This is a genomic window from Xenorhabdus innexi, assembly GCF_002632485.1.
GTDB classification, from domain to species: Bacteria; Pseudomonadota; Gammaproteobacteria; order Enterobacterales; family Enterobacteriaceae; genus Xenorhabdus; species Xenorhabdus innexi.
The window spans coordinates 16,781-41,920 of record NZ_NIBU01000004.1; the positions used below are offsets into that span (position 1 = coordinate 16,781).

Sequence of the window (25,140 nt, forward strand, 5' to 3'; positions counted from 1 at the left end):
ATAGGAGTTAACATGAAGATAAAACAATTCATTCATCGTGCAGGGTTATTGAGTATGGCCGTTGCACTTTCTTTTTCGTTTGCAACTACTGTATCAGCTGCTGAAAATGACCATGTTGCTAAATTTGTTTCCTGCAAAAATCTGACTAAAGATCAAATAGCGGCACAAGTTAAGCAGGATTTTCTGCAAAATCGCCTCAACCATTGGGAAAAAGACAGGAAGCAATTAGGTACTGCAAAACCCGTAGCATGGGTAAATGTGAATGATATTACCGATGATAAAGATGCATTACAGGTTCCGCTGACTGTCAGGGGAACTAAAAAAGACAAAAGCTACAATGTTACAATTGATTGTCAAAAAGAGACTATCAGTTATAGTGAAATCCGGTAGATAAATGTCATGATAGTTTCACATATGGTCGGGATACTGGAGAGGTATCCCTTTTTATACCTTCCCTCTTTCAGGTTGTTTCTTTGTTGGTTGTGATCTCTTAACCACATAATGGGTTATGTTTTATAGCGTTAATGAAAGGCTCCTGCTTCTCAATAGAGCCCGCTTTATCTGATCTGATGAGTTTGTCACACGTTTACTGACGGAGGCAACTTGGGACCCGGTGGCGATATTTAATGAATGAGAGGTCTTTATGACGGAATTGCGGAAACTTTATCCGGCTTATAATGCGTATAAGACCGGATATCTGGATACCGGAGATGGGCATAAGATCTACTGGGAATTGTGTGGTAATCCCAAAGGTAAACCGGCGGTATTTATCCACGGTGGGCCGGGCGGAGAAATAGCCCATTATCATCGGCAGCTATTCAACCCTGAACATTATCATGTCATGCTCTTTGACCAACGTGGCTGTGGGAAATCTAAACCTCATGCAAGCCTTGAGAATAATACAACCTGGCATTTAGTAGATGATCTTGAACGTCTACGCACAATTATGGGAGTTGATAATTGGCTGGTTTTTGGTGGTTCATGGGGTTCAACATTATCTCTGGTTTATGCCCAAAAACACCCTCATGCTGTATCTGAACTGGTATTAAGGGGAATATTTCTACTCCGGCCTCAGGAATTGCAGTGGTATTATCAGGAAGGTGCGTCACGATTTTTTCCGGAAAAATGGGAGCGTATGTTATCCATTCTTTCGGAGGAAGAACGTGCGGATGTGATAGGTGCTTATAGCAAGCGTCTGACAAGTGATGATCCGGCAGTGCAGTTGGAGGCCGCTCAATTATGGAGTATTTGGGAAGGTGAAACTATCACACTGTTACCTTCTGAACATGCTGATTCATTTGCAGAAGAGAAGTTTGCGCTGGCAATTGCCCGTATTGAAAATCATTATTTTATCAATAACGGTTTTATGGGTGAGACGTATCAGCTATTAGATCATATTGATGCTATCAGGCATATTCCTGCGGTCATTATTCATGGACGCTATGATATGGCCTGTCAGGTACAGAATGCCTGGGATCTGGCAAAAGCATGACCAGAGGCTGAGCTGCATATCATTGAAGGTGCGGGGCACTCTTTTGATGAACCGGGAATTATGCATCAACTAATTAAGACAACGGATAAGTTTATTGGAAAATAGGTGGGGTAACCACTCGCTCATGCAGTGGTTACTTTTTGTTAAATTTTCCCGATGGTTTTTATCGAATGACTTTAACGGCTTTTCGGCTCGTAAGGTAAGCGTGATAAAGCTCTTGATTGCTGGCGGTAGTGCCGTAACCGCTGCTGAAAATACTCCCTCAGGTGTTGGGGCTGAGTTTGCTCAACACTATCCGGAATGACAGGCATATTATAGCGCTCTTTAAATGCAACTCCTGATGCTGCTAAATCAGTATTGATTTTATCCATCTCATCTTTTGATAGTCTGGCTAAGTTATGCTCTATCATGTTATCTCCAAAAAAACTATGTATACCTTTCGTCTTTCAAGCCATCTATTGAAATCCATAAGGATATCCTTAGAAGATAAAACTAATGGAGTCTCGTTCATTTAGCAAGTCGTTATTTTGAATAAAAAACAAACCAGTAAATATTAATAATATCAATTATCATTTCTATTAAATTAGTTTTTCCTGAATAAATATTTAATCAAATAAAACTGATTATTATTTACTTATATTTAATGAGATTTATTCTTATTGAAAAATAAATATAAACACTTTATTATCATTATGTTATGAAATTTTAATTTATTTTTGTTTTATTGATTTTTAATAGGCATAATACGCTCCAGTTAATTAATCATCAGGAGATTGGGCTAATGTTGAAACAAGAAATGATCACGAAATTAAATGAGCAATTAAATCTGGAATTTTATTCTGCTAATTTATATCTGCAAATGAGTGCATGGTGTAGTGATAAAGGGTACGAAGGAGCGGCAGCATTTCTGAGAGTCCATTCGCAAGAAGAAATGCAGCATATGCAACGCTTATTTGATTATCTGGGTGATACCGGAGCAATGCCTGTACTGGGTGCAATTCAGGCTCCTCCTGTTGAATTTAATTCCATTTCTGAGGTATTCAATCAAACCTATGAGCATGAAAAGCTGATCACTGAAGAGATTAATAAACTGGCCCATTTGGCGATGACAACTCAGGATTACTCTACATTTAACTTTTTACAATGGTATGTGGCTGAACAACATGAAGAAGAGAAGTTATTCAAATCTATTCTGGATAAACTAGGCATGGTAGGTGAAAGCGGTAAATCTTTATTCTTATTGGATAAGGATTTGAAAGGATTATCTGTTCCTGCACATGCAGCTCATGCTTAAGAAAAGTTTATAACAAATCAGTCTGTATCTGATGACTCTTTTGGCCGTGCTTCCTGTTTTTGACCATTTTAAGCAGGAGTCACGGTTTTTCCGTTTTATTTCCTATTGTTATTTTTTGCGTGGTGCTTCACAGGTCCGGGCTTTCACCACAGATTAAACCTACCTTTTGATATAGAATCCCCCCAGTTATAAAATTCATCTGTATATTAAAAGGTTATAAGTTTATGACTATTTTTAGCATCCGCTCATTCTGGACTAAATTATCAGCCTTGGCGGTTTTGTTTGTTGGTATATCCTGTCAACAAGCTTTAGCCCATGCTCACTTAAAAGATCAGACTCCTGCTGAAAACACAACGGTTGAAGCTGCACCACAAGCTATAACACTGAGTTTTTCGGAGCGTATTGAACTTGGGTTCAGCAAAGTAAAATTATTTGGCCCGGAAAAAGAAGAGATTAAAACCGGAAAACTGGAGCTTGATCCGGAAACTAAAACCAGACTGATCCTGCCGGTTGAAGCCAAACTGCCTGCTGGAGAATATCGCGTTGACTGGAATGTACTATCAGTTGATGGTCATAAAACAAAAGGTGTTTATAACTTTACTGTAAGATAATGATTTCACTCGAGGCATTATACATACTTTGCCGTTTCTTCCATTTTGTGACTGTAATGCTAATGTTCGGGCTTAGCCTGTGTATTACTTTACTCACGTCAGACCATCTTTCAGTATTAATTAGAAAACGGCTGAAGGCCGCTTTAAGTATTAGTACGGTAGCGGCTTTCATGACTTCAATCGTCTGGTTTATTGTACAGGCCGGGCTGATGGGTGATGGGTGGCACGATGTTTACCAGCCTGAAATATGGCAGGCAGTATTAGGAACTGCTTTTGGCAAGGTATGGCAGTGGCAATTACTGATTGCAATGCTCGCTGTGGGAGTAATACTTTTTTTACGTAATAATGCCTTATGTACTAATACCAATGCCTCTCAGACAACGCATTTCTTATTATTAGGCTGTTCCGTTATTTTACTTTCAAGCCATGCGTTCATTGGGCATGCTGCTATGTATGAAGGGGAGCTTGGTCAACTGTTGCAGTTGAATCAGGTTATCCATTTGCTCAGTGCAGGTTATTGGTTTGGCGGATTATGGCCGTTTTTGCTGTGTCTGCAGTTCTTACAACTGAAAAGTACCCGCGTTTTGAATTCAACTTCTGAAAAGGTGGATAATCCTGATAAGGTGAATAGCGGGAACATAGCAAAGAGCCTATATGATGAAAGTGTTGCTGCAATGAGACGATTTTCTAATTATGGGCATCTGGCCGTTTTTCTGGTGATCGTCACTGGCATTGTCAGTAGCGTCATTTTAATTCCGGGCTGGCCATTCTTTGCTGTTCCGGTTTCCGAATATCAGTCCATGCTATGGCTGAAAATTATACTTGTTACAGGTATGGTTATTTTAGCTTTAGTCAATCGCTATATTCTGGTGCCTAAATTAAAGCAAAAAGGACGCTATGAATTATTAATGATTAACAGCTGGCTGGAAATCATTCTGGGTACAGCAGCCTTACTATGTGTTGCTATTTTTGCAACAGAACCTCCTGTGTGATCCTTATGGATTGATGTGGGCCAATGATTTTGGTCAGTAGTGTCACTTTTTCAATCTACGCACATAAGCGCAGAGTTTCTGCGCTACTATTCCTTTACCTGAATGATGCAGTTAAGTGTATTGCTTATGGTAATGAATGTAGTCTTAGCTATATAAACAGGAAAAAGGGCGTTAGAATTCGGGCCATGTATTTATCCGGGGAATGACAATGAAACGAGTATTTTGTGTTTTATCTTTTTTGTTTTTTACTTTTCAGGGAGTAGCAGCTCCAATACAAACGGTAAGTAAGCTACAGTTCGGCAAACAATGGGCTTTTACTCGGGAAGAGGTTATGCTTGATTGCCGTTCAGGAGGTGCATTGTTCGTGATCAACCCCAGCACGCTTATGCAATACCCTCTTAATAAGCGAGCAGAAGAGCTTGTGCAGACCCGTCAGGCGATAGCAACACCGCTAAATACAATCCTTTTGGATGACCCTGAACATAGTAACCAGAAAATGAGTATTGAACCATTTCAAAAAGCAGCTATGGCTCTATGTGATTACAAGTCAGATAGTAATAAATTCAGTGATAAAAAAGAGAAATGATTTTTATTTCTAATATGAATGAAATGTCAATTAATGTATTAATAAACTAGCCAAACTTGGTAAATTATCCTGTGTCAACTACTCTATAAGAGGTAAGTTGTTCTACGTCTCAATGGCATTTTAGCGCACGGCTCTCTAACAGAGCCATTTTCCCTAGGCCGGGTTGAGGAATAAGCTCGGCCTTTTTTTATTATGCTTACCATAAATAATGAATGATTTTACTCTTTTTTCACAAAATCATTTTTCACCTGACTTATATAATGTATTCAAGAGACTTTGAATGGGCAAGTAGTGACAAATAAACGCAAAAATTCTAATAAACCGTCAGTCGCTTTTTGAAGACATATCAGATAATAATTTGAGCGGGAGCGCGGTTTTGACTGTAAATCAGGTAATTTCCTGATATAAGCTGTGATAACTAACTGAATTTTAAAAATGTATGCTGGTAAAATTCCTGAAAGAAAACTCTAATTCTGAGCTTCGGGCATTATGCTGGGGCAGCGAGTACAGGGGAGTAGAAGATTTATCGGAGTGATTGAGAACTTTGAAACAATCCCTGCTCGTTAATTTATTGTTGTTCATTTGTTGTTCTTGACTACTTTATATAGGTACATATGGATAAGTATAAACACTATCAGAATTTGTCAGATAGCTTGATAGCATTATTATCGGGCGAGTATGACCTCATCGCATCTCTTGCAAATACAAGTTCATTGTTATATGAACATTTGGATAATGTTAATTGGGTTGGCTTTTACTTGGTAGATGGTGATACCCTAGTTTTAGGCCCATTTCAGGGTAAAATTGCCTGTGTTCGTATTCCTATAGGAAAAGGGGTGTGCGGAACCGCTGTAGAAAAGAATTGTATCCAGCGTATTTCAGATGTACACGCTTTTCCCGGTCATATAGCCTGTGATGCAACCAGTAATGCTGAAATTGTCCTTCCTTTGGAAATTAATGGGCAAATTATTGGTGTTCTCGATATCGACAGCACGGTTTTTGATCGGTTTGATGAATGCGATGAACATGGCTTGAAAGTGCTTGTCAGCAGGCTTTGTGAGCATTTGGGGCAATGTGTTGTGCCAAAATATCTGCAACAGAATGTAACTTAAATTATGTATGACGTGGCATTTATCGGCAACACCATTATAATGTCGCCTGTTCATGCCTGCGCTGGTTGGCAAAACCGTTGTAATCAGGAAATTTCATGGAAAATCAACCTAAGTTGAACAGTAGTAAAGAAGTCATTGCTTTTTTGGCTGAGCGTTTCCCGTTATGTTTCGCCGCAGAAGGTGAAGCACGTCCTTTGAAAATCGGGATCTTTCAGGATATCGTTGAACGTATTCAGGGCGAAGAGTGTTTAAGTAAAACACAGCTCCGTTCTGCTCTGCGCTTGTATACTTCCAGCTGGCGTTACCTTTATGGTGTAAAAGAAGGTGCTCAGCGTGTTGACCTTGACGGCAATACGTGTGGTGAGTTGGAAGCAGAACATGTTGAACATGCGCGCCAGCAGTTAGCGGAAGCTAAAGCTCGTGTACAGGCTCAACGGGCTGAACAACGTGCCAAAAAACGTGAAACAGAAAACGTATCTGACAAGAAAAGCGAACGTCCTGTAAATAAAAAGGCTGCGCCTCGTCGCCGTCCAGAATCAGGTAAAAAAGATGATAAACGCCCATCTCGTTCGCAAGAGCGTCCGCAACAATCGCGTAAACCAGCAGATAAGACTACCAAAAAAATTGCACAACCTGAGTTAACCTCAGTGACAGATGTATCCTCTTTGAAAATCGGTCAGACAATCAAAGTAAATGTAGGTAAAAGCCTAATGGATGCTTCTGTTCTGGAAATTGCAAAAGATGGTGTAAGAGTGCAGTTACCTACTGGTCTGGCAATGATTGTACGCGCAGAACACTTAAAGTTCTGATACGGAGGCCAACTTGGGCATGAACAAACTCATTACTTTGGCTTTCGTTTTAGGGCTATCATTTTCTGGTACAGGGTATTCAGATACTGTCAATGACGGTACTGCTAGCAGTAATGTTTCGAATGCAGCTGTGCCTGCTGGTGGAACAACGGTTGGAAATCAGTCAGTTACTTTTACTATCAATCAGTTACCTGATCTAAAACCGGAACCACAACATGTGACAGTGAGTAAACGGATTGTCTCCCGTTTTATCCGCTCTCATTACCGCCATTTTAATCTTGATGCTGATTTCTCAGGTAAGATCTTTGATCGTTACTTAAATATGCTGGATTATGGGCATAATGTTTTTTTGGCATCAGATATCTCGCAATTTTCTTCCCAGAAAGGGCTCTTAGGTAAAGAGCTTGAAAATGGGGATTTACACCTTCCATATGCATTATTTAATTTGCAGCAAAAGCGTCGTTTTGAACGCTATCAATATGCTCTTTCCAGGTTAGAGCAGCCTATCTACTTAGATGGCAATGATAAGTTAGAAACTGAACGTGATAAAGCACCATGGCCTACAAGTGTTGAAGCATTAAATAATCTTTGGGATGCCAAGATTAAGTCAGACTGGATAAATCTTAAACTGTCAGGAAAAAATGACAAAGAGATTAAGGAAACACTGACAAAACGTTATAGGACTTTGCTGAAACATTTGACTCAGAGTAAAAGTGAAGATGTTTTTCGAATCATAATGATGGCTTTTGCTCGTGAAATAGATCCTCATACTAGTTACCTTTCACCTCGTGATACAGAGCAGTTCAATTCAGAAATGAGCCTTTCACTTGAAGGTATCGGTGCTGTTTTACAGTATGATGATGAATATGTCACTGTCCGCTCACTTGTAGCGGGAGGCCCAGCCGCCAAAAGTAATTTGCTCAAAATCGGCGATAAAATTATTGGCGTGGGGCAGGCAGGTAAACCTGTTGTAGATGTTGTTGGCTGGCGCTTGGACGATGTTGTTGCTCTGATTAAGGGGCCGAAAGGCAGTAAAGTACGCCTTGAAATTATCCCAAGTGCAAAAGGGGCAAAAAATCATATTATCACTTTAACCCGTGAAAATATTCGCCTCGAAGACAACGCTGTCAAAATGTCAGTTAGAACTGTTGGTAAAGAAAAAGTTGGAGTTCTTGATATTCCGAGCTTTTATGTTGGTTTGACTAACGATGTAAAAGTACAGCTGCAAAAGCTGACCAAACAAAATGTTTCTGCCATTGTTATTGATTTACGCGGTAATGGTGGTGGGGCGCTGACAGAAGCTGTTTCGCTTTCTGGCTTATTCATCAAAACCGGCCCGATTGTACAGATCCGGGATAATACAGGTCGGATTAAAGAAGATTCAGATACTGATGAAGCGATATATTATAAAGGCCCTTTGGTTGTTTTAGTTAACAATCTGAGTGCTTCCGCCTCTGAAATTTTTGCGGCGGCTATGCAGGATTATGGGCGTGGTTTAATTGTTGGTGAGCCTACTTTTGGTAAAGGAACGGTTCAGCAATATCGTTCTCTGAATCGTATTTATGATCAAATGCTGAGCCCTGACTGGCCTGCAATTGGTTCAGTGCAATATACCATTCAGAAGTTTTACCGGGTAAATGGTGGCAGCACTCAGCTTAAAGGTGTAACACCTGATATTCTTATGCCTACAGGTGAAGAACCTGCGGATATAGGTGAAAGTCAGGAAGATAATGCTTTGCCTTGGGATAGCATTCAGCCCGCAACTTATTCTTTCTCAAAGAATATTTCAGAATTAGTACCATCATTAACCAAACTGTATCGTCAGCGTATCGCTAATAATCCTGAGTTTAAATATATTGATCAGGATATTGCCTACTATAAGCTGCTAAAAGCTCGTCATGGTGTTTATTCATTAAACTATGCAGAGCGAGAGAAAGAAAATAAAGAGTATGAAGCGATTAAGCTAAATCGTATCAATGAGCGTTTCAAACGAGAAGGCAAAAAACCACTTTTGTCACTGGATGATTTAGCGAAAGATTATAAGGGTCCCGATCCTTATTTAGATGAATCGGTACAGATTGCTCTGGATTTGGCTCATCAGTCAGCTGAAATGACTCATAAAAAGTAGTCATTCTGAGTTTTATTTCGAATAAAAAACCGGCTTTTATAGTCGGTTTTTTACTTTTGCAGACTTGGCCGGATCTTATGTAAAATTGTAAAGTTATGTTGATTTTATCGCTTAACATCTTAAAAAAATTGAATAATATGGCCTTAGTCCCCATCTTATGATTTACTTTTTGTTGAACTGTCTGATTATTAAAGGAAGCAAATTTATATGATGAGAATTGCCTTGTTCCTGCTCACTAACCTCGCTGTCATGGTAGTGTTTGGGATAATACTTTCACTTACGGGAGTACAGCGCAGTAGTGTTGCTGGCCTCATGATTATGGCTGGTTTGTTTGGTTTTGGTGGTGCATTTATTTCTTTATTAATGTCAAAATGGATGGCATTACGCTCTGTTGGTGGTCAGGTTATTGAAAAACCGTCTAACGAAATGGAATTTTGGCTGATGGAAACTGTTCGCCGTCAGTCTGATCAGGTTGGTATCACTATGCCACAGGTTGCTGTTTATGATGCACCGGATATTAACGCATTCGCCACAGGAGCACGCCGTAATGCGTCTTTAGTTGCTGTGAGCACGGGCTTGCTGAATAATATGAGCCGTGATGAAGCTGAAGCTGTTATTGCTCATGAAATCAGTCACATCGCTAATGGTGACATGGTAACAATGACGTTACTGCAAGGGATTGTAAATACATTCGTTATCTTTATTTCACGTATCATTGCACAAGCGGCTGCAAGTTTCCTGTCCAACAGTGACGATGAGAGCGAAAGCAGTAGTAACGGTAATCCTATTGTTTATATGATCCTTTCCATGGTTCTGGAAATTGTGTTTGGTATTCTGGCAAGTATTATCACCATGTGGTTTTCACGTTACCGTGAATTTCACGCAGATGCAGGGTCCGCAAAACTTGTCGGACGTGAGAAGATGATTGCAGCATTGCAACGTCTTAAAACGAGTTATGAGCCTCAGGAAGAAGGCAGTATGATGGCGTTTTGTATCAATGGTAAGTCAAAGAGTTTTAGTGAGTTATTCTTATCTCACCCACCATTGGATAAACGTATCGAAGCACTGCGTAATGGTGAATATATTAAATAATACTGTCAGGCTCTTATCTATGCTGAGAGTGAGCAGTTAAAAAATAAAATGAAAAAAGCCGGAATTTATTATAAATTCCGGCTTTTTTACCATCAGATTGTTTAATCCTGATTAAATATCTTTTTATCAGTTTTACCCATCAATTGGCTGGTAATAGTACCGGCAGTCATAGCTCCGTTAACATTTAACGCAGTACGACCCATATCAATAAGTGGTTCGACCGAGATTAATAAAGCGACCAGAGTGACAGGTAACCCCATTGCCGGCAGAACAATAAGTGCGGCAAACGTAGCACCGCCACCAACGCCCGCAACGCCCGCAGAGCTGATAGTCACAATTCCAACGAGAGTCGCAATCCACAGAGGGTCAAAAGGATCAATACCTACGGTTGGGGCAATCATAGCTGCCAGCATAGCGGGATAAATCCCTGCACAACCATTTTGGCCGATAGTCGCACCGAATGAAGCGGAAAAACTGGCTATAGATTCAGGAACACCAAGACGACGAGTTTGTGTTTCCACATTTAACGGAATACTGGCAGCACTTGAGCGGCTAGTAAAAGCGAATGTCAGAGCAGGGGCTGCTTTTTTAAAGAATTTGAGCGGGTTTATGCCTGTTATAGCTAAAAAAATGCCGTGTACAACAAACATCAAACCTAAAGCAATATAGGAAGCAACAACAAAGTTACCTAATTGGGCAATATCGTGAATATTAGAACTGGCAACGACTTTTGTCATTAATGCCATTACTCCGTATGGGGTAAGGCGCATAACCAGTCTGACCAGTTTCATTGCCCATGCCTGCATCGTATCAATCGCGATAAGAGCACGTTCACCACGTTCACGATCATCTTTCATCATTTGCAGAGCTGCAATTCCTAAAAATGTTGCAAAGATTACTACACTGATGATTGAAGTCGGATTTGCTCCGGTAAGATCTGCAAATGGGTTCTTAGGAATAAAAGAGAGAATTAGTTGCGGCACGCTCAGGTCTGAAACCCGGTTAATATAGTTTGTCTCGATTGCTGACAGGCGTGCTGTTTCCTGTGTTCCCTGAATTAATCCAGCAGCGGTCAGCCCAAACATATCGGCAATAACAACACTGATTAAAGCAGAAATAGCGGTGGTCAGCAGTAAAGTACCAATAGTCAGCAAACTGATTTTGCCTAAGGAAGATGCTTTATGCAGACGTGCAACTGCACTCAGTATAGAGGCAAAGACTAATGGCATAATGACCATTTGTAACAATTGCACATAACCATTGCCGACAATATTGAACCATTTAATTGATTCTTTCACGATCGGATTATGTGCACCATAAATAACATTCAGTGCTAACCCGAAAAAGACACCAACAACTAAGGCGATAAGAACTTTTTTGGACAGACTCCATTGGTCTGAACTCGTTTTTGCTAAAATAACGAGTAGTGCTGTAAAAATAAGCACATTAATAATGAGTGGTAAATTCATCCCTAGTCTCCAATATTCTGACTAAATATTTTTGTATGGTATATATTCACTGCGCGATATAGCGAAAAGTTTTACCATTATTTTATTAAAGAATTATGGTATCAATATAAGTATTTGCTTTCTTATAATTTTAGAGAATATAATATAATTATTTATCACTATATAGCACTATTGGTTATATGTATTTATGTGATGTTTTTTTATTTTCATTCAAGGTTAACCAGTATCTTTAGAGATTGTTTTATGGATGATAAAGTTTATGGTCTTATCTAATTAATATATACGTTTATTTATCCAAAATGACAGGAATGATTAAAAAGTTAGCCGACTGGATAGTGAAATTAATAAATGAAAATAAAGAAATAATATTTATGATTTTGATTGACCCTATTGTCAAAATAGGGCCATGATTTGATTAAAAATAGACTCAATTACTTACTTGTACAAATTTTGTAATTTATCGATGTGTAATTTGTCGAGTTGCAGTTTATCGAATGGCAACTTATCTAAATAGTCCATAAATGAGAAATCGATATGCTGTGGAATAAGAATAGCAATCACGACAACTAAAACGGCGATAAATCGTTCTGCCTTTTTGCGCTCTTTTCCTCTCAATATAGGAATTCGGAAGCGTGTTTTTAGGGGCCATAAGAGAGGAATACCTGCTGGTGTCAGCATGTCTGCAACCAAGTGGCTGATATAACCGATGATCATGGCATGGAAAAAATCAGTTGGTACAGGCCATTCAGGGGGAATTTCAGTCTGAAATAGCACAACACCGACGACAAGCGCAAGTAGGCTATGGGTGAACCCTCTGTGCCCGCAAAGCCGTGCGATAGGAATGGAAATAAAACGGAATAGTCTGCCTAAAGTTGAATGTGGATGGTCAATATCTGGTAATAAAGCAGCCAAAAGTACACCGGGAAGCATGTGTAACCAATCTCCCTGTGCTATTTCTGGCGTGATTTCTAGCTGGTGAGCCAATACAAGGCTGGCAACTGAAAAGAGAAGATGCCCTTCTGCTGTCATAATTATTTATACTGGATTATCTGTTATATTGGTTATTGGTACTGATTGCTGTTTATGTATACAGTGCGCTAGTATAGAAGGTTTTGCACAAGTTGAACAGGGGGTAAATAAGAAATCAGGCAGTTATCTGTTACCCGTATTTCCTGCTATAGACCTGACAGGCATAGCTCTGCCTTGTGGCTGGTATGGTATGTATCAGCACTAAGCTTCAAATTGTAGTGGTATATTAAATCCAGACACCTCAAAGTGGTCGCTGGTTTGCTCAAATGTCAACGCATGCTTGTTTTTATATGCCAGTACTCTTTTTCGGAAATCCAGACTGTAACCCATTTCAATCCTGCCTCATCATTGGAATTCAGGTATTATGACATAGTATTATGATTCCGCTATAAGTTGTTCATAGTCTGTTCCTCCTCGGAGCTGTTTCGGCATGCACCAAAACTTTGCTCCTGGAACAGGCTCCCGTCAATTTCTTATCCAGAATTCAGGTTATCTACATTGATGACAAGGTGAACAAGGACGGCAGTATCACCATTGAGACGTTCCACCGTCAGCACAATCATTTACCCGAGCGCTTTCAGAACAAGCGCATCAACGCCCTGATTGACGGGGAGAAGGTCTACTATCAGGGTGGGGAATCCTGTGATATTCCCGAAGGTTGCCGGTTAGACGTCCGTGTCCAGATGCCGGCGAACTCGGTGTGGAACCAGCGGCAGAAGGCAGCGGCGGAGACAGTTGCTGATATTGAGCCGCAGGAGCAATAGTCAGAAAAGGGGCGGGTTGCTGATACCATTGTAGTGCAATCAACCAGCAGAGAATTACGGGCCTTAATGAAGATTACTTATCATTTCTTGAAGTTAATGCGCTTAAATTTATAATCAGGTAGTAAGAGCCTAACATATGGTGTCATCAAATACCGTAATTCCTCTGGAGGTTTGTAGTGCCCACTAGCGTTTGACCAAAATAATAATTCACCTTGACGAAATGTTAAAGTTCCCGCATAACGGACTGGTCTTCTATAACCTATTGAGGTATGTCCATCCACTGAATCATACCAATGATAATTAGGGTCTCGTGCGCTTTTAGCGCAGCGGATAGTATGTGGATCATCGGTTGAAATAACAAATATGTATATTCCATCAGCGAGTTTTAAGTTTTTGGTTATATAATTTCTTAAAAAATATTTTTCAGTTTTCTCTAAAGAATAAAGAGCCTCAGGTCTCGCGGCACGTTGTAAGTCTTTATTTTTTCGTACTGAGATAAAATTCTCTGCACTTGCCATGCTGTGTTTATTTGATAGAAAAATATCAATGAGTTCATCGAATGTCATTTCATCATCTTCATCATTACCAATCATAACGGGTTCCTTGAATAAATTTTCAGCTTTAGTGTGTTATTTGACTGATGAATTACTAGAGATTAAAGGTAGGGATTACGTATCAGCAACAAATAGGCTACAAACACTCATACTCGGCATAGCGACCCATCATAGCAACACGCTAAAAATAGTTTACCCATGTTATTTACATAGTGAGTAAATAAATGATATTTCATAGCCCCTGATTTCATCGATCTCCGGTTCTCTGACGGAAATAAGCAAAATCAAATAGTTGCGTTAAACAGGAGAATCCTCCTCTTTAATTCATTGATATATATTCAGAAGACAAATTTGGCGTTTGGTTATACTTTGGCAGACCCAATAACTGTAGGTTAGTTACGTAACTCATTGATTATTTAGAATTCCTCACTTTGGGTTCTTCAGCATTGAGGGAGGTAAATCCAATATCCGATAATCGGGCTTTGGTCTTTACTGTGTGATGAAGGGCTTAATTTCCAATTCCCCGATTTGAAATCGCAAAATTCCACCTCTCCTACATACGGGGTTATCCTATAGTAATTATTTCCTTTTCCTGTACACACCTTGACGACCTCCACTTCACTTGTCTAATGTTGTAAAATTGATTGTTATATGCCCCAGTGAGTACATTTTTCATTTGTACATAATTTGTCTATATTTAAATTTTATAGACCTTAAAATAATACTAACTAGTTGTTTTAAATGGATAATTTATCATGTATAAGTATTCGCAAGCAAGATATGTTGCTATCACGAAGCGGCTGTTGGGATGGATTATTTTTGTACCCGCTTTTTTGTCAACTTTGGTCTCAGTGGTTAACTTAGTATCCCTGCATGGGGTTAAGGGTGAGGGTATCAATGCGGTTCTGAATGATTTTTTAAAAATGATGGCTGAAGTGATTAAGTTCAATACATCATTTTTAGATTTTTTCTGGCGGAATTCTCCGACACCGGATTATATGACGGTTATCACCGGAGAAAATGTTAGTTTTTTAGTCATCTATTTTTTAATGTTTGTGGGTTTGGCGATGAGTGCATCTGGTTTGAGAATATACCGTCAATTCAAATTTATTAAGGAACAGATTGAAGATCATGTCATTCTTGAGAAAGCAAAAGAGAGTGATGTTACTAAAGAGCAATTGGAAGCCAAGGTTAAATTCCCGCGCCACTCATTATTCAGTCAAATATTTACTCTTTATATATCACCCGTTATTGTTGGTGCAATTGCTTATTTTTTATCAAAATTATTAGGTTGGTGATGTAACATATGGCGGTGAGTGTTATTCAGATAATATATTATCAATAATACTTTGTGCAGTGATGAAGCTTTCTCCGCCAAAAAGGTTACAGCGATTTAATAAATAATAAAGTTGATAGAGAGGTTGTCGTTCAATGAAATCTGGCGGAAGTGGCCAGACACTTTGATAGCCATCCAGAACCTGTAAAGGGAGTTCAGGGTAAAAAGGGAGCATAGCAAGATCACACTCACGATCACCCCAATAACATGCAGGATCAAATGCAACAACACCGCTGTTATTTAGGGATGCACAGTTTGTTGGCCATAAATCACCATGTAATAAAGAGGGTTCAGGCTGATGAGAGTGCAGTTTGTTACTCACTTTTTCGACGATTGTATCGATATTTCCGAATACCATGCCATTATCTGATGCCAGTTGTAGTTGCCAGCCAATACGCTTTTCTGCATAAAACTGATTCCAGCGTTTCTGCCACCCATTAGGCTGGATTGTCGTACCAAGCATATTGTCAAAATCAAAACCAAATTTGGGCTGCTCATTCCATTGGTGAAGTCTGGCAAGCTGTTGGCCAAAGCAGTATGCGTTGTGAGCATCAAAGGGTTTGATAGGAAGATATTCGAGTAAAAGGAAACTATGATTACGGTCATGCCCGACACCATAAACCACAGGGACTTTGGTTGTGTTGCTGCGAGCCAATAATTCCAGTTGTTCTGCTTCTGTTTTAAAAATAGGCAACATCTCTTTTGTATTGGATTTAACAAAGATCTGCTGATCACCATACTCAATAGACCAAGAACGGTGAATATCTCCGCCTGATAATTCCGTTTTGTTACGGATTTCTGCCTTTTCAAAATGTTCACTTAATAGATGGCTAACAGTTTGCCACATGACTCACCTCATTAAGTTGACAATTGCTATGCTCATATTACATACAGATACAGCGATTGAACAGGTTTAAACTGAAATCTTGATTGGCAGGGGCACTTTTAAATTAGATATGGCCCCTGATTTGGTTTTACTGAAGACTCACGCTAATGGGGATAATATATCTTTGGCCTGTTTTCCCTGCATTTTTTTTCTGGCTAATTTTATTTGGTCAAAAATAACAGCAAATGCGAAAAAGATTGCCTGAATGATAACAATGCATGCTCCCGTTTCACCATCAATGTGGAAGCTGATTATTGTACCAAGAACACTGGATGTGACTGATGCTATTACGGCAACAATCATCATACGTTCAAAATTCCGGCATAAGATAAAGGCAATAATACCGGGGGATATTAACATTGCAATAACCAGAATAATCCCAACAGCTTGTAATGAAGCAACAATGGTTAAAGCTAAAAGAGACAATAAGCCATAGTGCAGCAGTTTCACTGGCAGACCAACAACTTTTGCCTGATTAGGGTCGAAGCAATATAGCATAAAATCCTTACGTTTCAGAAGGATAGCCGCCAGAGTAAACCCTGCAATGCACATTATTTGGATCAGTTCATTTTGAGTAATACCGAGAATACTGCCGAATAGAATATGGGTCAAATGTTGTTCTGTATCTATGCGGGTAAAAAGCACCAGACCAAATGCAAACATACCAGAGAAAACAACACCCATGACGGTATCTTCTTTAACCCGGCTGTGCTCTTTCAGGTATCCGGTGGCAAATGCGCAGAATATTCCGGAAAGGAAAGCGCCGATAGCAAGTGGTATACCTGCAACAAATGCCAGAACAATTCCCGGTAATACCGCGTGGGAAATGGCATCTCCCATTAATGACCAGCCTTTTAACACTAAATAGCATGATAGGACTGCGCAGACAGTGCCTACAACGATAGCGGCTACAATGGCACGTTGCATAAAATCATGCATAAAAGGTTCTATGATGAACTCAATCACTGTATTCATGAGTGTCCTCCCTGAGTAAGCGCCTGAGATTCTTTTCTGGCTCGTTGGCGGGAGGCCAGCATGCCGTGCTTAGGTGCAAAGAAGAAAGCAAGCAGAAAAATCAGCGTTTGCAAAGTCACAATAACGCCCCCGGTTGCACCATTAAGGAAGTAGCTTATGTAAGCTCCTATACAACTGGTTAAGGCACCAATGGCAACTGAAATGATAAGCAGATTCTTAAAACGGTCTGTCAGCAGGTATGCTGTTGCTCCCGGAGTCACGACCATTGCAATCACCAGAATAGCCCCGACAGTCTGTAAGGCAGCAACAGTGCAGGCGCTTAATAAGGTGAAGAAAATAATTTTCAGGCGCAGCGGGGATAACCCGATAGATCGGGCATGGTTTTCATCAAAGAACACAACCAGCAGGTCTTTCCAGAGCAGCATCAAAACAATAAAAGAGACAGCAATAATAATTTCTACCTGTAAAACATCTTCATCCGCGATGCCCAGAATATTGCCAAGTATGATGGTTTGTACATTGACTGACGTTGGGTTTAAAGAAACGATCAATAACCCAACAGCGAAAAAAGTGGAAAATATGAACCCGATAACGGCATCTTCACGTAATCGTGTGATGTGACGTACTAATGTCATAGATAGTGCCGCAAGCATACCGGTAAAAAAAGCACCACCCGCATAAGGTAAACCGAGAGCATAAGCACCGGCAACGCCGGGCACTACGGAGTGGGAGAGAGCATCCCCCATCAGGGACCAGCCTTTTAACATTAAATAGGCTGACAGAAAAGCACAGACAGCGCCGACAATAGCACTTACCCACATGGCTTTCACCATATAGTTATAATTAAAAGGTTGTAGCAACAGTTCCATCATGGCTGGCTGTCCTTCTGTTTTTGACTTTGTCGTGGAGGAACATGACCGTCATGACCATAAAATACAGCAGCGCGCTCGTCATCTGTAATAACGGTCAGGGAGCGGGGATCATCATCGTCATGCAGTTCGGGGCCAGAGAGATTGATATGACGTAAAACACCACCAAACGTGACCTCCAGATTCTTCTGGGTGAATGTGGTTTCAGTTGGGCCGCTGGCCAGAACGGTTCGATTGATCAAAATAACATGGTCACAAAATTCGGGAACACTGCCGAGGTTATGTGTTGATACCAAAATTAAATGCCCTTCATCACGCAGATCACGAAGCAAATCAATGATGGCATTCTCGGTTTTAACATCGACACCGGTAAAAGGTTCATCTAAAAGTAAGACTTTTCCCTCCTGAGCCAGTGCGCGCGCCAGAAATGCACGTTTTTTCTGCCCGCCGGAAAGTTCACCGATCTGTCTGTCACGCAGTTCAATCAACCCGACACGCTCAAGTGAACGGTTTACGATTTGATGGTCGAGTTTGCTCGGCCTACGAAGAAAACCCATTTTCCCGTAGCGTCCCATCATCACAACATCAGAGACCAGAACCGGAAAGTTCCAGTCTACATCTTCGGTTTGTGGAACGTAGGCAATGATATTCTGCTTCAGTGCTGTTTTGATGGATTGATCATTAAGGCTAACTTTCCCCTGAGATGGCGTAACTAACCCCATAATGGTTTTGAACAATGTAGATTTTCCACTGCCATTCATTCCTACCAATGCACATATGGTACCGCCCGTGATATCAAAGCAAGCATCATAAATTGCAGTATGGCCGTTGTTATAAGTGACAGTCGCGTTATCAACTAATAAATGTGGTTTTTCAAATAATGACGATGCGTTTTTCATTGATTAAATCCTTTTGCAATAGTATCGACTGTCATATTCAACAGATCTATATAGGTAGGAACTGGGCCTTTTGCGGTGGAGAGAGAATCAACATAAAGTACGCCACCATAGCGGGAACCGGTCTCTTTACTGACTTGTTTTGCAGGCTTATCTGAAACAGTACTTTCACTGAAAACAACAGGGATTTTATGTTTTATCATCGTATCAATGACACGGCGAACCTGCTGTGGTGTACCTTGCGCTTCGGCATTAATCGGCCATAAATAGACTTCTTTGAACCCATAGTCTTGGGTGAGATAGCTAAAAGCACCTTCACTGGTTACCAGCCAACGTTCATTTTCAGGAATACGAGAAAGACGTTCTCTTAATGGCGCATCCAATTTTGCTATCTTATCGGCATAAATTTTGGCATTACGGTTATAAGTATCTGCATTTTTCGGGTCGTTTTTGACTAAAGCTTTACGAATATTTTCAATATAAATAAGGGCGTTACTTGGAGACATCCACGCATGAGGGTTAGGGTTCTGATTATAAGGCCCCTCACGGATCGGAAGTGGTGTAATACCTTCGGTAATTACAGCGACGGGAATATCCTGCATATTTTCAAAAAAGCGCTCAAACCAACGTTCTAAATTTAACCCGTTCCAGAGGATCAGATCTGCCCGTTTTGCTTTAATGATATCTTTCGGAGTGGGTTGGTAATCGTGAATTTCTGCTCCGGGCTTTGTAATCGATTCAACAATTGCAGCATCTCCTGCGACATTCTGAGCCATATCTTGAATAATGGTAAATGTAGTAACAACCCTGAATTTTTTATCTGCGTGGGCTTGCAGACTAAATAAGGTGACAGTAAAGAGGGTAATAGCCATACTGAGTATCGGGAAGACAGAAAAAGAGCGTTTTTTGTTCATTATTGTAAGCCTTATTTGTTATACATGTAATTATTGATAATGATTATCAATATCATCTTTGTAAAGTCAAGGTGATACGGTGATATGGGTGATAATTTTGCAGATTGGCCTGAATTTTTGTGATTTATAAAATCACTATGCGAACAAAAAAACAACATGTTGTCTAGTCTTTTGAAGTTTATTGAATATAACTACCTCAATTTATTTTGATGAGATATATAAAAATATTTTCATTTTACTCATAAAATTATATATGCTTTATAAGGTTAATTTTAGTTTAGGAGAACTTTTCGTGAGATTAAAGTTTATTCATACTCATATTTTTCTGATGATATTGTTAGCCGGGTGTACAAGTCAGGAATCTCAGCAAGTAAAGAATGACAACAAATCAATATCGAGAGGAATATTCAGCGGGGATGGCACGTTGGGTTCGCAGAATAAATTGAACCGCCAGAGAAGAGCATCACCCTTTGATCATTTCATTGAACAGGCTGCAAAACGCTATGGAATAGATGAAACTTTGATCAGGGCGATTATTCAGGTGGAATCCGGTTTCCGTCCAGAAGTTATCAGCAAATCCAATGCAGTTGGATTAATGCAGATTAAAGCCTCTACAGCAGGTAGGGATGCTTACCGTTTGAAAGGAAAGTCAGGGCAGCCAACTCTGCGCGAATTGAAAGATCCTGAGACAAATATTGATCTTGGTACTGCTTATATCAGTATTTTGAAAAAACAGCATTTAGATGGGATTATCAATCCTGAAACTTTATATTACGCCACAATCGTTGCCTATGTTAATGGAGCAGGGGCATTATTGCGGACATTTGACTCAAATCGTAAATTGGCAATTAATAAAATTAACCGAATGACACCAGATGAATTTTATCAATATGTCCAGAATAATCATCCTGCCCCACAGGCACCACGTTATTTATGGAAAGTGAAAAATGCTTACAGTGCCTTAGAATAATGTGATTTTCAGCTCACCTGAATATTTATTGTATTGGCAACATTAACGAAAACTTTATGATTTTTTCGTAAAAAACATAACCATTCATTACTCTCATTCCGTTAACTAATCTAATGATTAGAGAAAAATAATATAATTACTTACTTTGATTAAAAATCATTTATAGGAAGAGTTAATGTCACTAAAAAAAGAAAACAGAAGACCCGCATTTATTCAGCACTGGACACAGAACGAAGAAGAAGAAAGCCCCGGATATCACTGATAGTGATGAAATATTTACTATAGGCTCTGCGCTTGGAGAATCTTTGGGTCTGAAGAAACTGGGTATTCACCATGAACGGGTTTTACCCGGTCGCAGAACATCATACCCTCATGCAGAAAAAGATGAAGAAGAGTTTGTATATGTTCTCGAAGGAACTCCTGATGTGTGGATTAATGGGGAATTATATCGGTTAGAACCGGGGGATGCCGTTGGGTTTCCTGCTGGTACGGGGATCTGTCATACAGTCATTAATAATACTGAGTCAGAAATCAGATTATTAGTTGTAGGAGAGAAAAGTAAACCTGAAAATAAAATTTGGTATCCGCTAAATCAGGAACATCAAAAAACCAGAGATGATGGATGGGATTTTCCTCCTGAGCAGATATTTGGTGAGCATAACGGTAAGCCAGATAATAATAAGTAAACGATCATAAGTTATTATCTCTGAGCCACCGGCTATTCAGGTGGCTTTTTACATGGACACCAGAGTAGATTTTGCCAATAAAAGATAACACGAAAGAGGAAAATCTGAGTATGACATTCATACTATAGTTATCTGCTCAAACTATAGTGGTGAATGTATGCTTAATGATCTTCTTGATTGGTCAATAAAAAATTATTCTGCTATCGCATCAGTATTATCTGCTTTGACTGCATTTCTTGGTGGTATTTGGATCATGCTTAAAAATGTCTATAGCAGTTTGAATTTTCTTAGAAACAGGAGGATTACCAATAATATTGACTACCTTGAAAAATATGATGAATATCTGAGTCAGGAAGATAAAACCTACATTAAAGAGATTATTACTTCTGAGATTATGCTTAAAGTTACTAAGATTAAATCGAAGGAGCTTAGGCATTTAGTTATAAAATTAACGGAACTTGGTATCGAATCAGGTTATATATTCGATATTAAAAGATTAAAAAAATATGTCATTGTGAATTCGGATTTTGCAAAAATAAAAATTGATGCTTCTTATGTTTTCAATTATTGGATCGAAAAACTAATGTCAGTAGTTATTTTTGCTTTAATGGTTTTTATTGCGTTTAAAATATTATATGTGGATAGTCAGGTTATCAGTAGCCTTAATACGGTAGCCATGATATTTCTGATGATTATTCTGGAACTCTTGGGGATCTGTTTTTTAACATTAAGTGTATCACCGGGGCGAATAAGAAAAATAAATGCAGAGTTATCGAAGCATAAACTGAGTAGTTAGCGTGCAATTATGCCTGAAAGCAGAAAATTCGGGGAAGTAAAGAATTAATCGAAGAAATGCCGGTTTTTTGACGAAAAGGATTTTATGCCCAGTGAATAACTATACCTATGTTGTTCTTTTTATTTGTTGCTGAATGATATGGGTGATAACATTCTTCATCGAGTTAAAGCGGTGTACATGAGTCGTTTGTCATTTTGTGTACTTAACTGTGTGCATAACTTGCATGGTGCAGCAAGTGCCCGCAATTAACGTATTAAATTTTTTTAAGGTAAATATTTCATACAAGTGATCTTTCGTGTGGGTCACCACTGTAGATAAGGATTTTAAATGCCTGTAATTACTCTTCCTGATGGTAGTCAACGTCAATTTGAGCACGCTGTTTCTGTGATGGATGTTGCTCGCGATATCGGTACTGGTTTGGCAAAAGCGTGTATTGCTGGCCGTGTTAATGGCGAATTGGTGGACGCGTGTGAATTAATTGAAACTGATTCCACACTTGCCATTATTACCAGCAAAAATGACGAAGGTCTGGAAATCATCCGCCATTCATGTGCGCATTTGTTGGGTCATGCAATCAAACAATTATGGCCTGATACTAAAATGGCAATCGGCCCGATAATTGATAATGGCTTCTATTACGATATCGACTTGGACCGCTCTTTGACGCAGGAAGATATTGAGCTGCTTGAAAAACGTATGCTGGAGCTTGCCAAGAAAGATTATGATGTTATCAAAAAAAGGGTAACCTGGCAGGAAGCTCGTGATGCTTTCGCAGCTCGTGGTGAAGAGTATAAAATCCAGATTCTGGATGAGAATATCAGCCGTGATGATCAGCCGGGCCTCTATCATCATGAAGAATACGTAGACATGTGCCGTGGTCCGCATGTACCTAATATGCGTTTCTGCCATCATTTCAAATTGCAGAAAGTTGCGGGTGCATACTGGCGTGGCAACAGTGACAACAAAATGTTGCAACGTATTTATGGCACTGCATGGGCAGATAAAAAGCAGCTGAATGCTTATTTATCGCGTCTGGAAGAAGCGGCAAAACGTGACCATCGTAAAATTGGTAAGCAGCTTGATCTATATCATATGCAGGAAGAAGCGCCGGGTATGGCTTTCTGGCATAATGACGGCTGGACAATTTTCCGTGAACTGGAAACGTTTGTTCGTGTCAAACTGAAAGAGTACCAATATCAGGAAGTAAAAGGCCCATTCATGATGGATCGCATCCTGTGGGAAAAAACCGGGCACTGGGAAAACTATAAAGAAAATATGTTTACCACCTCATCGGAAAACCGTGAATACTGCGTAAAGCCGATGAACTGCCCGGGACACGTCCAGATTTTCAATCAGGGGCTGAAATCCTATCGTGACTTACCGCTGCGTATGGCTGAATTTGGTAGCTGTCATCGTAATGAGCCTTCAGGCGCTCTGCATGGTTTGATGCGGGTTCGCGGCTTTACTCAGGATGATGCGCATATTTTCTGTACTGAAGATCAGATTCTTCAGGAAGTCAGCAGCTGCATCAAAATGATTTATGATGTATACGGTACATTTGGTTTTGAGAAGATTGTTGTTAAACTATCGACTCGTCCGGAAAAAAGAATTGGCACTGAAAAACAGTGGGATGAAGCAGAAGCTGATCTTGCTGAGGCCTTGAAAACAAATGGTATTGAGTTTGAGTACCAACCGGGTGAAGGTGCATTTTATGGACCTAAAATTGAATTTACTTTGTATGATTGTTTGGATCGAGCGTGGCAATGTGGTACTGTGCAGCTCGATTTTTCATTGCCAGCACGCTTAAGTGCATCGTATGTCGGTGAAAATAACGAACGTAAAGTTCCTGTAATGATCCACCGGGCTGTTTTGGGTTCCCTTGAACGCTTCATTGGTATCCTGACAGAAGAATATGCCGGGTTTTTCCCGACATGGCTGGCACCGCAACAGGTGGTTGTCATGAATATTACTGATGGTCAGTCAGATTATGTACAGGAATTGGTTAAAAAACTTCAAGACGCAGGCATTCGTGCAAAAGCAGACTTGAGAAACGAGAAGATTGGCTTTAAAATTCGCGAACACACTCTGCGTCGTGTACCTTATATGCTTGTCTGTGGTGATAAAGAGGTCGAGTCAGGAAAAGTTTCCGTTCGTACCCGCCGCGGTAAGGATTTAGGTAGCATAGATGTCAGCGATTTCTCAGAGAAATTACTGGCAGAAATACGCAGTCGCAATCTTCGTCAATTGGAGGAATAAGGTATTAAAGGCGGAAAAAGAATTCAACCGGCGCGCCCAAATCGCATTAATGAAGAGATTCGCGCCTCTGAAGTTCGTTTAACTGGGTTAGATGGCGAGCAGATTGGTATTGTCAATCTGAGAGAAGCTCTTGAAAAAGCTGAGGAAGCTGGTGTTGATTTGGTGGAAATCAGCCCAAATGCCGAACCGCCGGTTTGTCGTATCATGGATTACGGCAAGTTCCTCTATGAGAAGAGTAAGTCAGTCAAAGAACAGAAAAAGAAACAAAAGGTTATTCAGGTCAAGGAAATTAAATTCCGTCCTGGTACAGATGAAGGCGACTATCAGGTCAAACTACGCAACCTGATTCGTTTTCTGGAAGATGGCGATAAAGCCAAAATCACCCTGCGTTTCCGTGGACGTGAAATGGCGCATCAACAGATTGGTATCGAAATGCTTAACCGCGTTCGTGAAGATTTGAGTGAACTGGCAGTGGTCGAATCCTTCCCATCGAAGATCGAAGGCCGCCAGATGATCATGGTGCTCGCTCCTAAGAAGAAATAGTCAGGCAAACCAAGTAGCAGGCTCCAACCAGTTTGGGGGGAGTCTGTTCGCCTTACTAGTTCGTTGTAATTAACAATGCGA

At 40.0% G+C, this 25,140-nt stretch carries 24 protein-coding genes and 3 pseudogenes; 17 read left to right on the forward strand and 10 right to left on the reverse strand.

Annotation, left to right across the window (positions count from 1 at the left end):
• Window positions 1-12 precede the first annotated feature (12 nt).
• Both yebF and pip read left to right on the forward strand, forming a co-directional pair.
• Complete coding sequence (yebF, locus tag Xinn_RS02540) at window positions 13-390, forward strand: protein YebF (RefSeq protein WP_086953426.1); 378 nt, start codon at window positions 13-15, stop codon at window positions 388-390.
• Between the two features lie 253 nt (window positions 391-643).
• Window positions 644-1,597: pseudogene (gene pip, locus Xinn_RS02545) on the forward strand (prolyl aminopeptidase).
• A 71-nt stretch (window positions 1,598-1,668) separates the two neighbouring features.
• On the opposite strand, the gene Xinn_RS02550 reads toward pip, so the two are convergent.
• Entirely contained in the window at window positions 1,669-1,899 is a 231-nt protein-coding gene (locus Xinn_RS02550) for a DNA polymerase III subunit theta (RefSeq protein ID WP_086956433.1), read from the reverse strand.
• A 374-nt stretch (window positions 1,900-2,273) separates the two neighbouring features.
• Between Xinn_RS02550 and ftnA the strand changes: the two genes are divergently transcribed.
• The 8 genes from ftnA to htpX all read left to right on the forward strand — a co-directional run bounded on the left by ftnA (window position 2,274) and on the right by htpX (window position 10,116).
• The gene (ftnA, locus tag Xinn_RS02555; RefSeq protein ID WP_086953425.1) at window positions 2,274-2,786 is read left to right on the forward strand and encodes a non-heme ferritin; all 513 of its coding nucleotides are present in this window, start codon (window positions 2,274-2,276) and stop codon (window positions 2,784-2,786) included.
• A gap of 224 nt (window positions 2,787-3,010) precedes the next feature.
• The gene (gene yobA / locus Xinn_RS02560) at window positions 3,011-3,397 is read left to right on the forward strand and encodes a CopC domain-containing protein YobA (RefSeq protein WP_086953424.1); all 387 of its coding nucleotides are present in this window, start codon (window positions 3,011-3,013) and stop codon (window positions 3,395-3,397) included.
• Entirely contained in the window at window positions 3,397-4,389 is a 993-nt protein-coding gene (locus Xinn_RS02565; RefSeq protein ID WP_086953423.1) for a CopD family protein, read from the forward strand. The genes yobA and Xinn_RS02565 overlap by 1 nt, the downstream gene beginning before the upstream one ends.
• A 208-nt stretch (window positions 4,390-4,597) precedes the next feature.
• A complete protein-coding gene (locus Xinn_RS02570; protein WP_086953422.1) occupies window positions 4,598-4,975 on the forward strand; it encodes a YebY family protein in 378 nt (125 codons plus the stop codon).
• A gap of 614 nt (window positions 4,976-5,589) precedes the next feature.
• Complete coding sequence (locus Xinn_RS02575; RefSeq protein WP_086953421.1) at window positions 5,590-6,087, forward strand: GAF domain-containing protein; 498 nt, start codon at window positions 5,590-5,592, stop codon at window positions 6,085-6,087.
• A 95-nt stretch (window positions 6,088-6,182) separates the two neighbouring features.
• The gene (gene proQ / locus Xinn_RS02580) at window positions 6,183-6,896 is read left to right on the forward strand and encodes an RNA chaperone ProQ (protein WP_086953420.1); all 714 of its coding nucleotides are present in this window, start codon (window positions 6,183-6,185) and stop codon (window positions 6,894-6,896) included.
• 19 nt (window positions 6,897-6,915) lie between these two features.
• Window positions 6,916-9,024 carry a carboxy terminal-processing peptidase gene (gene prc / locus Xinn_RS02585; RefSeq protein ID WP_086953419.1) on the forward strand — a complete coding sequence of 703 codons (2,109 nt, stop codon included), beginning with the start codon at window positions 6,916-6,918 and terminating at the stop codon, window positions 9,022-9,024.
• Window positions 9,025-9,231: 207 nt separating this feature from the next.
• A complete protein-coding gene (gene htpX / locus Xinn_RS02590) occupies window positions 9,232-10,116 on the forward strand; it encodes a protease HtpX (RefSeq protein WP_086953418.1) in 885 nt (294 codons plus the stop codon).
• Window positions 10,117-10,217: 101 nt separating this feature from the next.
• Here the strand turns inward: htpX and Xinn_RS02595 are convergent, their stop codons facing one another.
• The 3 genes and pseudogenes from Xinn_RS02595 to Xinn_RS23250 all read right to left on the reverse strand — a co-directional run.
• On the reverse strand, window positions 10,218-11,585 hold the full coding sequence (locus tag Xinn_RS02595) for an L-cystine transporter (protein WP_086953417.1): 1,368 nt from the start codon (window positions 11,583-11,585) through the stop codon (window positions 10,218-10,220).
• 435 nt (window positions 11,586-12,020) lie between these two features.
• The gene (locus Xinn_RS02600; protein WP_086953416.1) at window positions 12,021-12,614 is read right to left on the reverse strand and encodes a metal-dependent hydrolase; all 594 of its coding nucleotides are present in this window, start codon (window positions 12,612-12,614) and stop codon (window positions 12,021-12,023) included.
• 234 nt (window positions 12,615-12,848) lie between these two features.
• Window positions 12,849-12,944 (reverse strand): annotated as a pseudogene (locus Xinn_RS23250) (IS630 transposase-related protein); the annotation flags it as partial.
• Window positions 12,945-13,057: 113 nt separating this feature from the next.
• On the opposite strand from Xinn_RS23250, the gene Xinn_RS02610 reads away from it, so the two are divergent.
• Window positions 13,058-13,378 carry a phage tail fiber protein gene (locus Xinn_RS02610; protein ID WP_086953415.1) on the forward strand — a complete coding sequence of 107 codons (321 nt, stop codon included), beginning with the start codon at window positions 13,058-13,060 and terminating at the stop codon, window positions 13,376-13,378.
• A gap of 80 nt (window positions 13,379-13,458) precedes the next feature.
• On the opposite strand, the gene Xinn_RS02615 is transcribed toward Xinn_RS02610, so the two are convergent.
• Window positions 13,459-13,971: a hypothetical protein gene (locus Xinn_RS02615; RefSeq protein WP_086953414.1), complete on the reverse strand. Its 513-nt coding sequence runs from the start codon at window positions 13,969-13,971 to the stop codon at window positions 13,459-13,461.
• Between the two features lie 716 nt (window positions 13,972-14,687).
• Here Xinn_RS02615 and Xinn_RS02620 point away from each other — a divergent pair.
• A complete protein-coding gene (locus tag Xinn_RS02620) occupies window positions 14,688-15,230 on the forward strand; it encodes a YniB family protein (RefSeq protein ID WP_086953413.1) in 543 nt (180 codons plus the stop codon).
• A gap of 21 nt (window positions 15,231-15,251) precedes the next feature.
• Here Xinn_RS02620 and Xinn_RS02625 read toward each other — a convergent pair whose 3' ends face one another.
• The 5 genes from Xinn_RS02625 to Xinn_RS02645 form a co-directional block, all read right to left on the reverse strand.
• Window positions 15,252-16,115 (reverse strand): fructosamine kinase family protein, encoded by an 864-nt coding sequence (locus Xinn_RS02625; RefSeq protein WP_086953412.1) that lies wholly within the window; start codon window positions 16,113-16,115, stop codon window positions 15,252-15,254.
• Between the two features lie 138 nt (window positions 16,116-16,253).
• Window positions 16,254-17,129, reverse strand: a complete 876-nt coding sequence (locus Xinn_RS02630; protein WP_086953411.1) for a metal ABC transporter permease — start codon at window positions 17,127-17,129, stop codon at window positions 16,254-16,256.
• Window positions 17,126-18,001, reverse strand: coding sequence for a metal ABC transporter permease (locus tag Xinn_RS02635; protein WP_086953410.1), 876 nt, complete (start codon window positions 17,999-18,001; stop codon window positions 17,126-17,128). Before Xinn_RS02635 ends, Xinn_RS02630 begins: the two co-directional genes overlap by 4 nt.
• Window positions 17,998-18,897 (reverse strand): manganese/iron ABC transporter ATP-binding protein, encoded by a 900-nt coding sequence (locus Xinn_RS02640; RefSeq protein WP_086953409.1) that lies wholly within the window; start codon window positions 18,895-18,897, stop codon window positions 17,998-18,000. The genes Xinn_RS02635 and Xinn_RS02640 overlap by 4 nt, the downstream gene beginning before the upstream one ends.
• A complete protein-coding gene (locus Xinn_RS02645; protein ID WP_086953408.1) occupies window positions 18,894-19,808 on the reverse strand; it encodes a metal ABC transporter substrate-binding protein in 915 nt (304 codons plus the stop codon). Before Xinn_RS02645 ends, Xinn_RS02640 begins: the two co-directional genes overlap by 4 nt.
• 292 nt (window positions 19,809-20,100) lie before the next feature.
• On the opposite strand from Xinn_RS02645, the gene Xinn_RS02650 reads away from it, so the two are divergent.
• The 5 genes and pseudogenes from Xinn_RS02650 (at window position 20,101) to infC (ending at window position 25,059) form a co-directional block, all read left to right on the forward strand.
• Window positions 20,101-20,778: a transglycosylase SLT domain-containing protein gene (locus Xinn_RS02650; RefSeq protein ID WP_422645993.1), complete on the forward strand. Its 678-nt coding sequence runs from the start codon at window positions 20,101-20,103 to the stop codon at window positions 20,776-20,778.
• A gap of 175 nt (window positions 20,779-20,953) precedes the next feature.
• Window positions 20,954-21,464, forward strand: a pseudogene (locus Xinn_RS02655) (cupin domain-containing protein).
• Window positions 21,465-21,621: 157 nt separating this feature from the next.
• Window positions 21,622-22,260 (forward strand): hypothetical protein, encoded by a 639-nt coding sequence (locus Xinn_RS02660; protein WP_086953407.1) that lies wholly within the window; start codon window positions 21,622-21,624, stop codon window positions 22,258-22,260.
• A 327-nt stretch (window positions 22,261-22,587) separates the two neighbouring features.
• The gene (thrS, locus tag Xinn_RS02665) at window positions 22,588-24,516 is read left to right on the forward strand and encodes a threonine--tRNA ligase (protein WP_086953406.1); all 1,929 of its coding nucleotides are present in this window, start codon (window positions 22,588-22,590) and stop codon (window positions 24,514-24,516) included.
• Between the two features lie 3 nt (window positions 24,517-24,519).
• A complete protein-coding gene (gene infC / locus Xinn_RS02670; RefSeq protein ID WP_086953405.1) occupies window positions 24,520-25,059 on the forward strand; it encodes a translation initiation factor IF-3 in 540 nt (179 codons plus the stop codon).
• The last annotated feature ends 81 nt before the right edge of the window (window positions 25,060-25,140 follow it).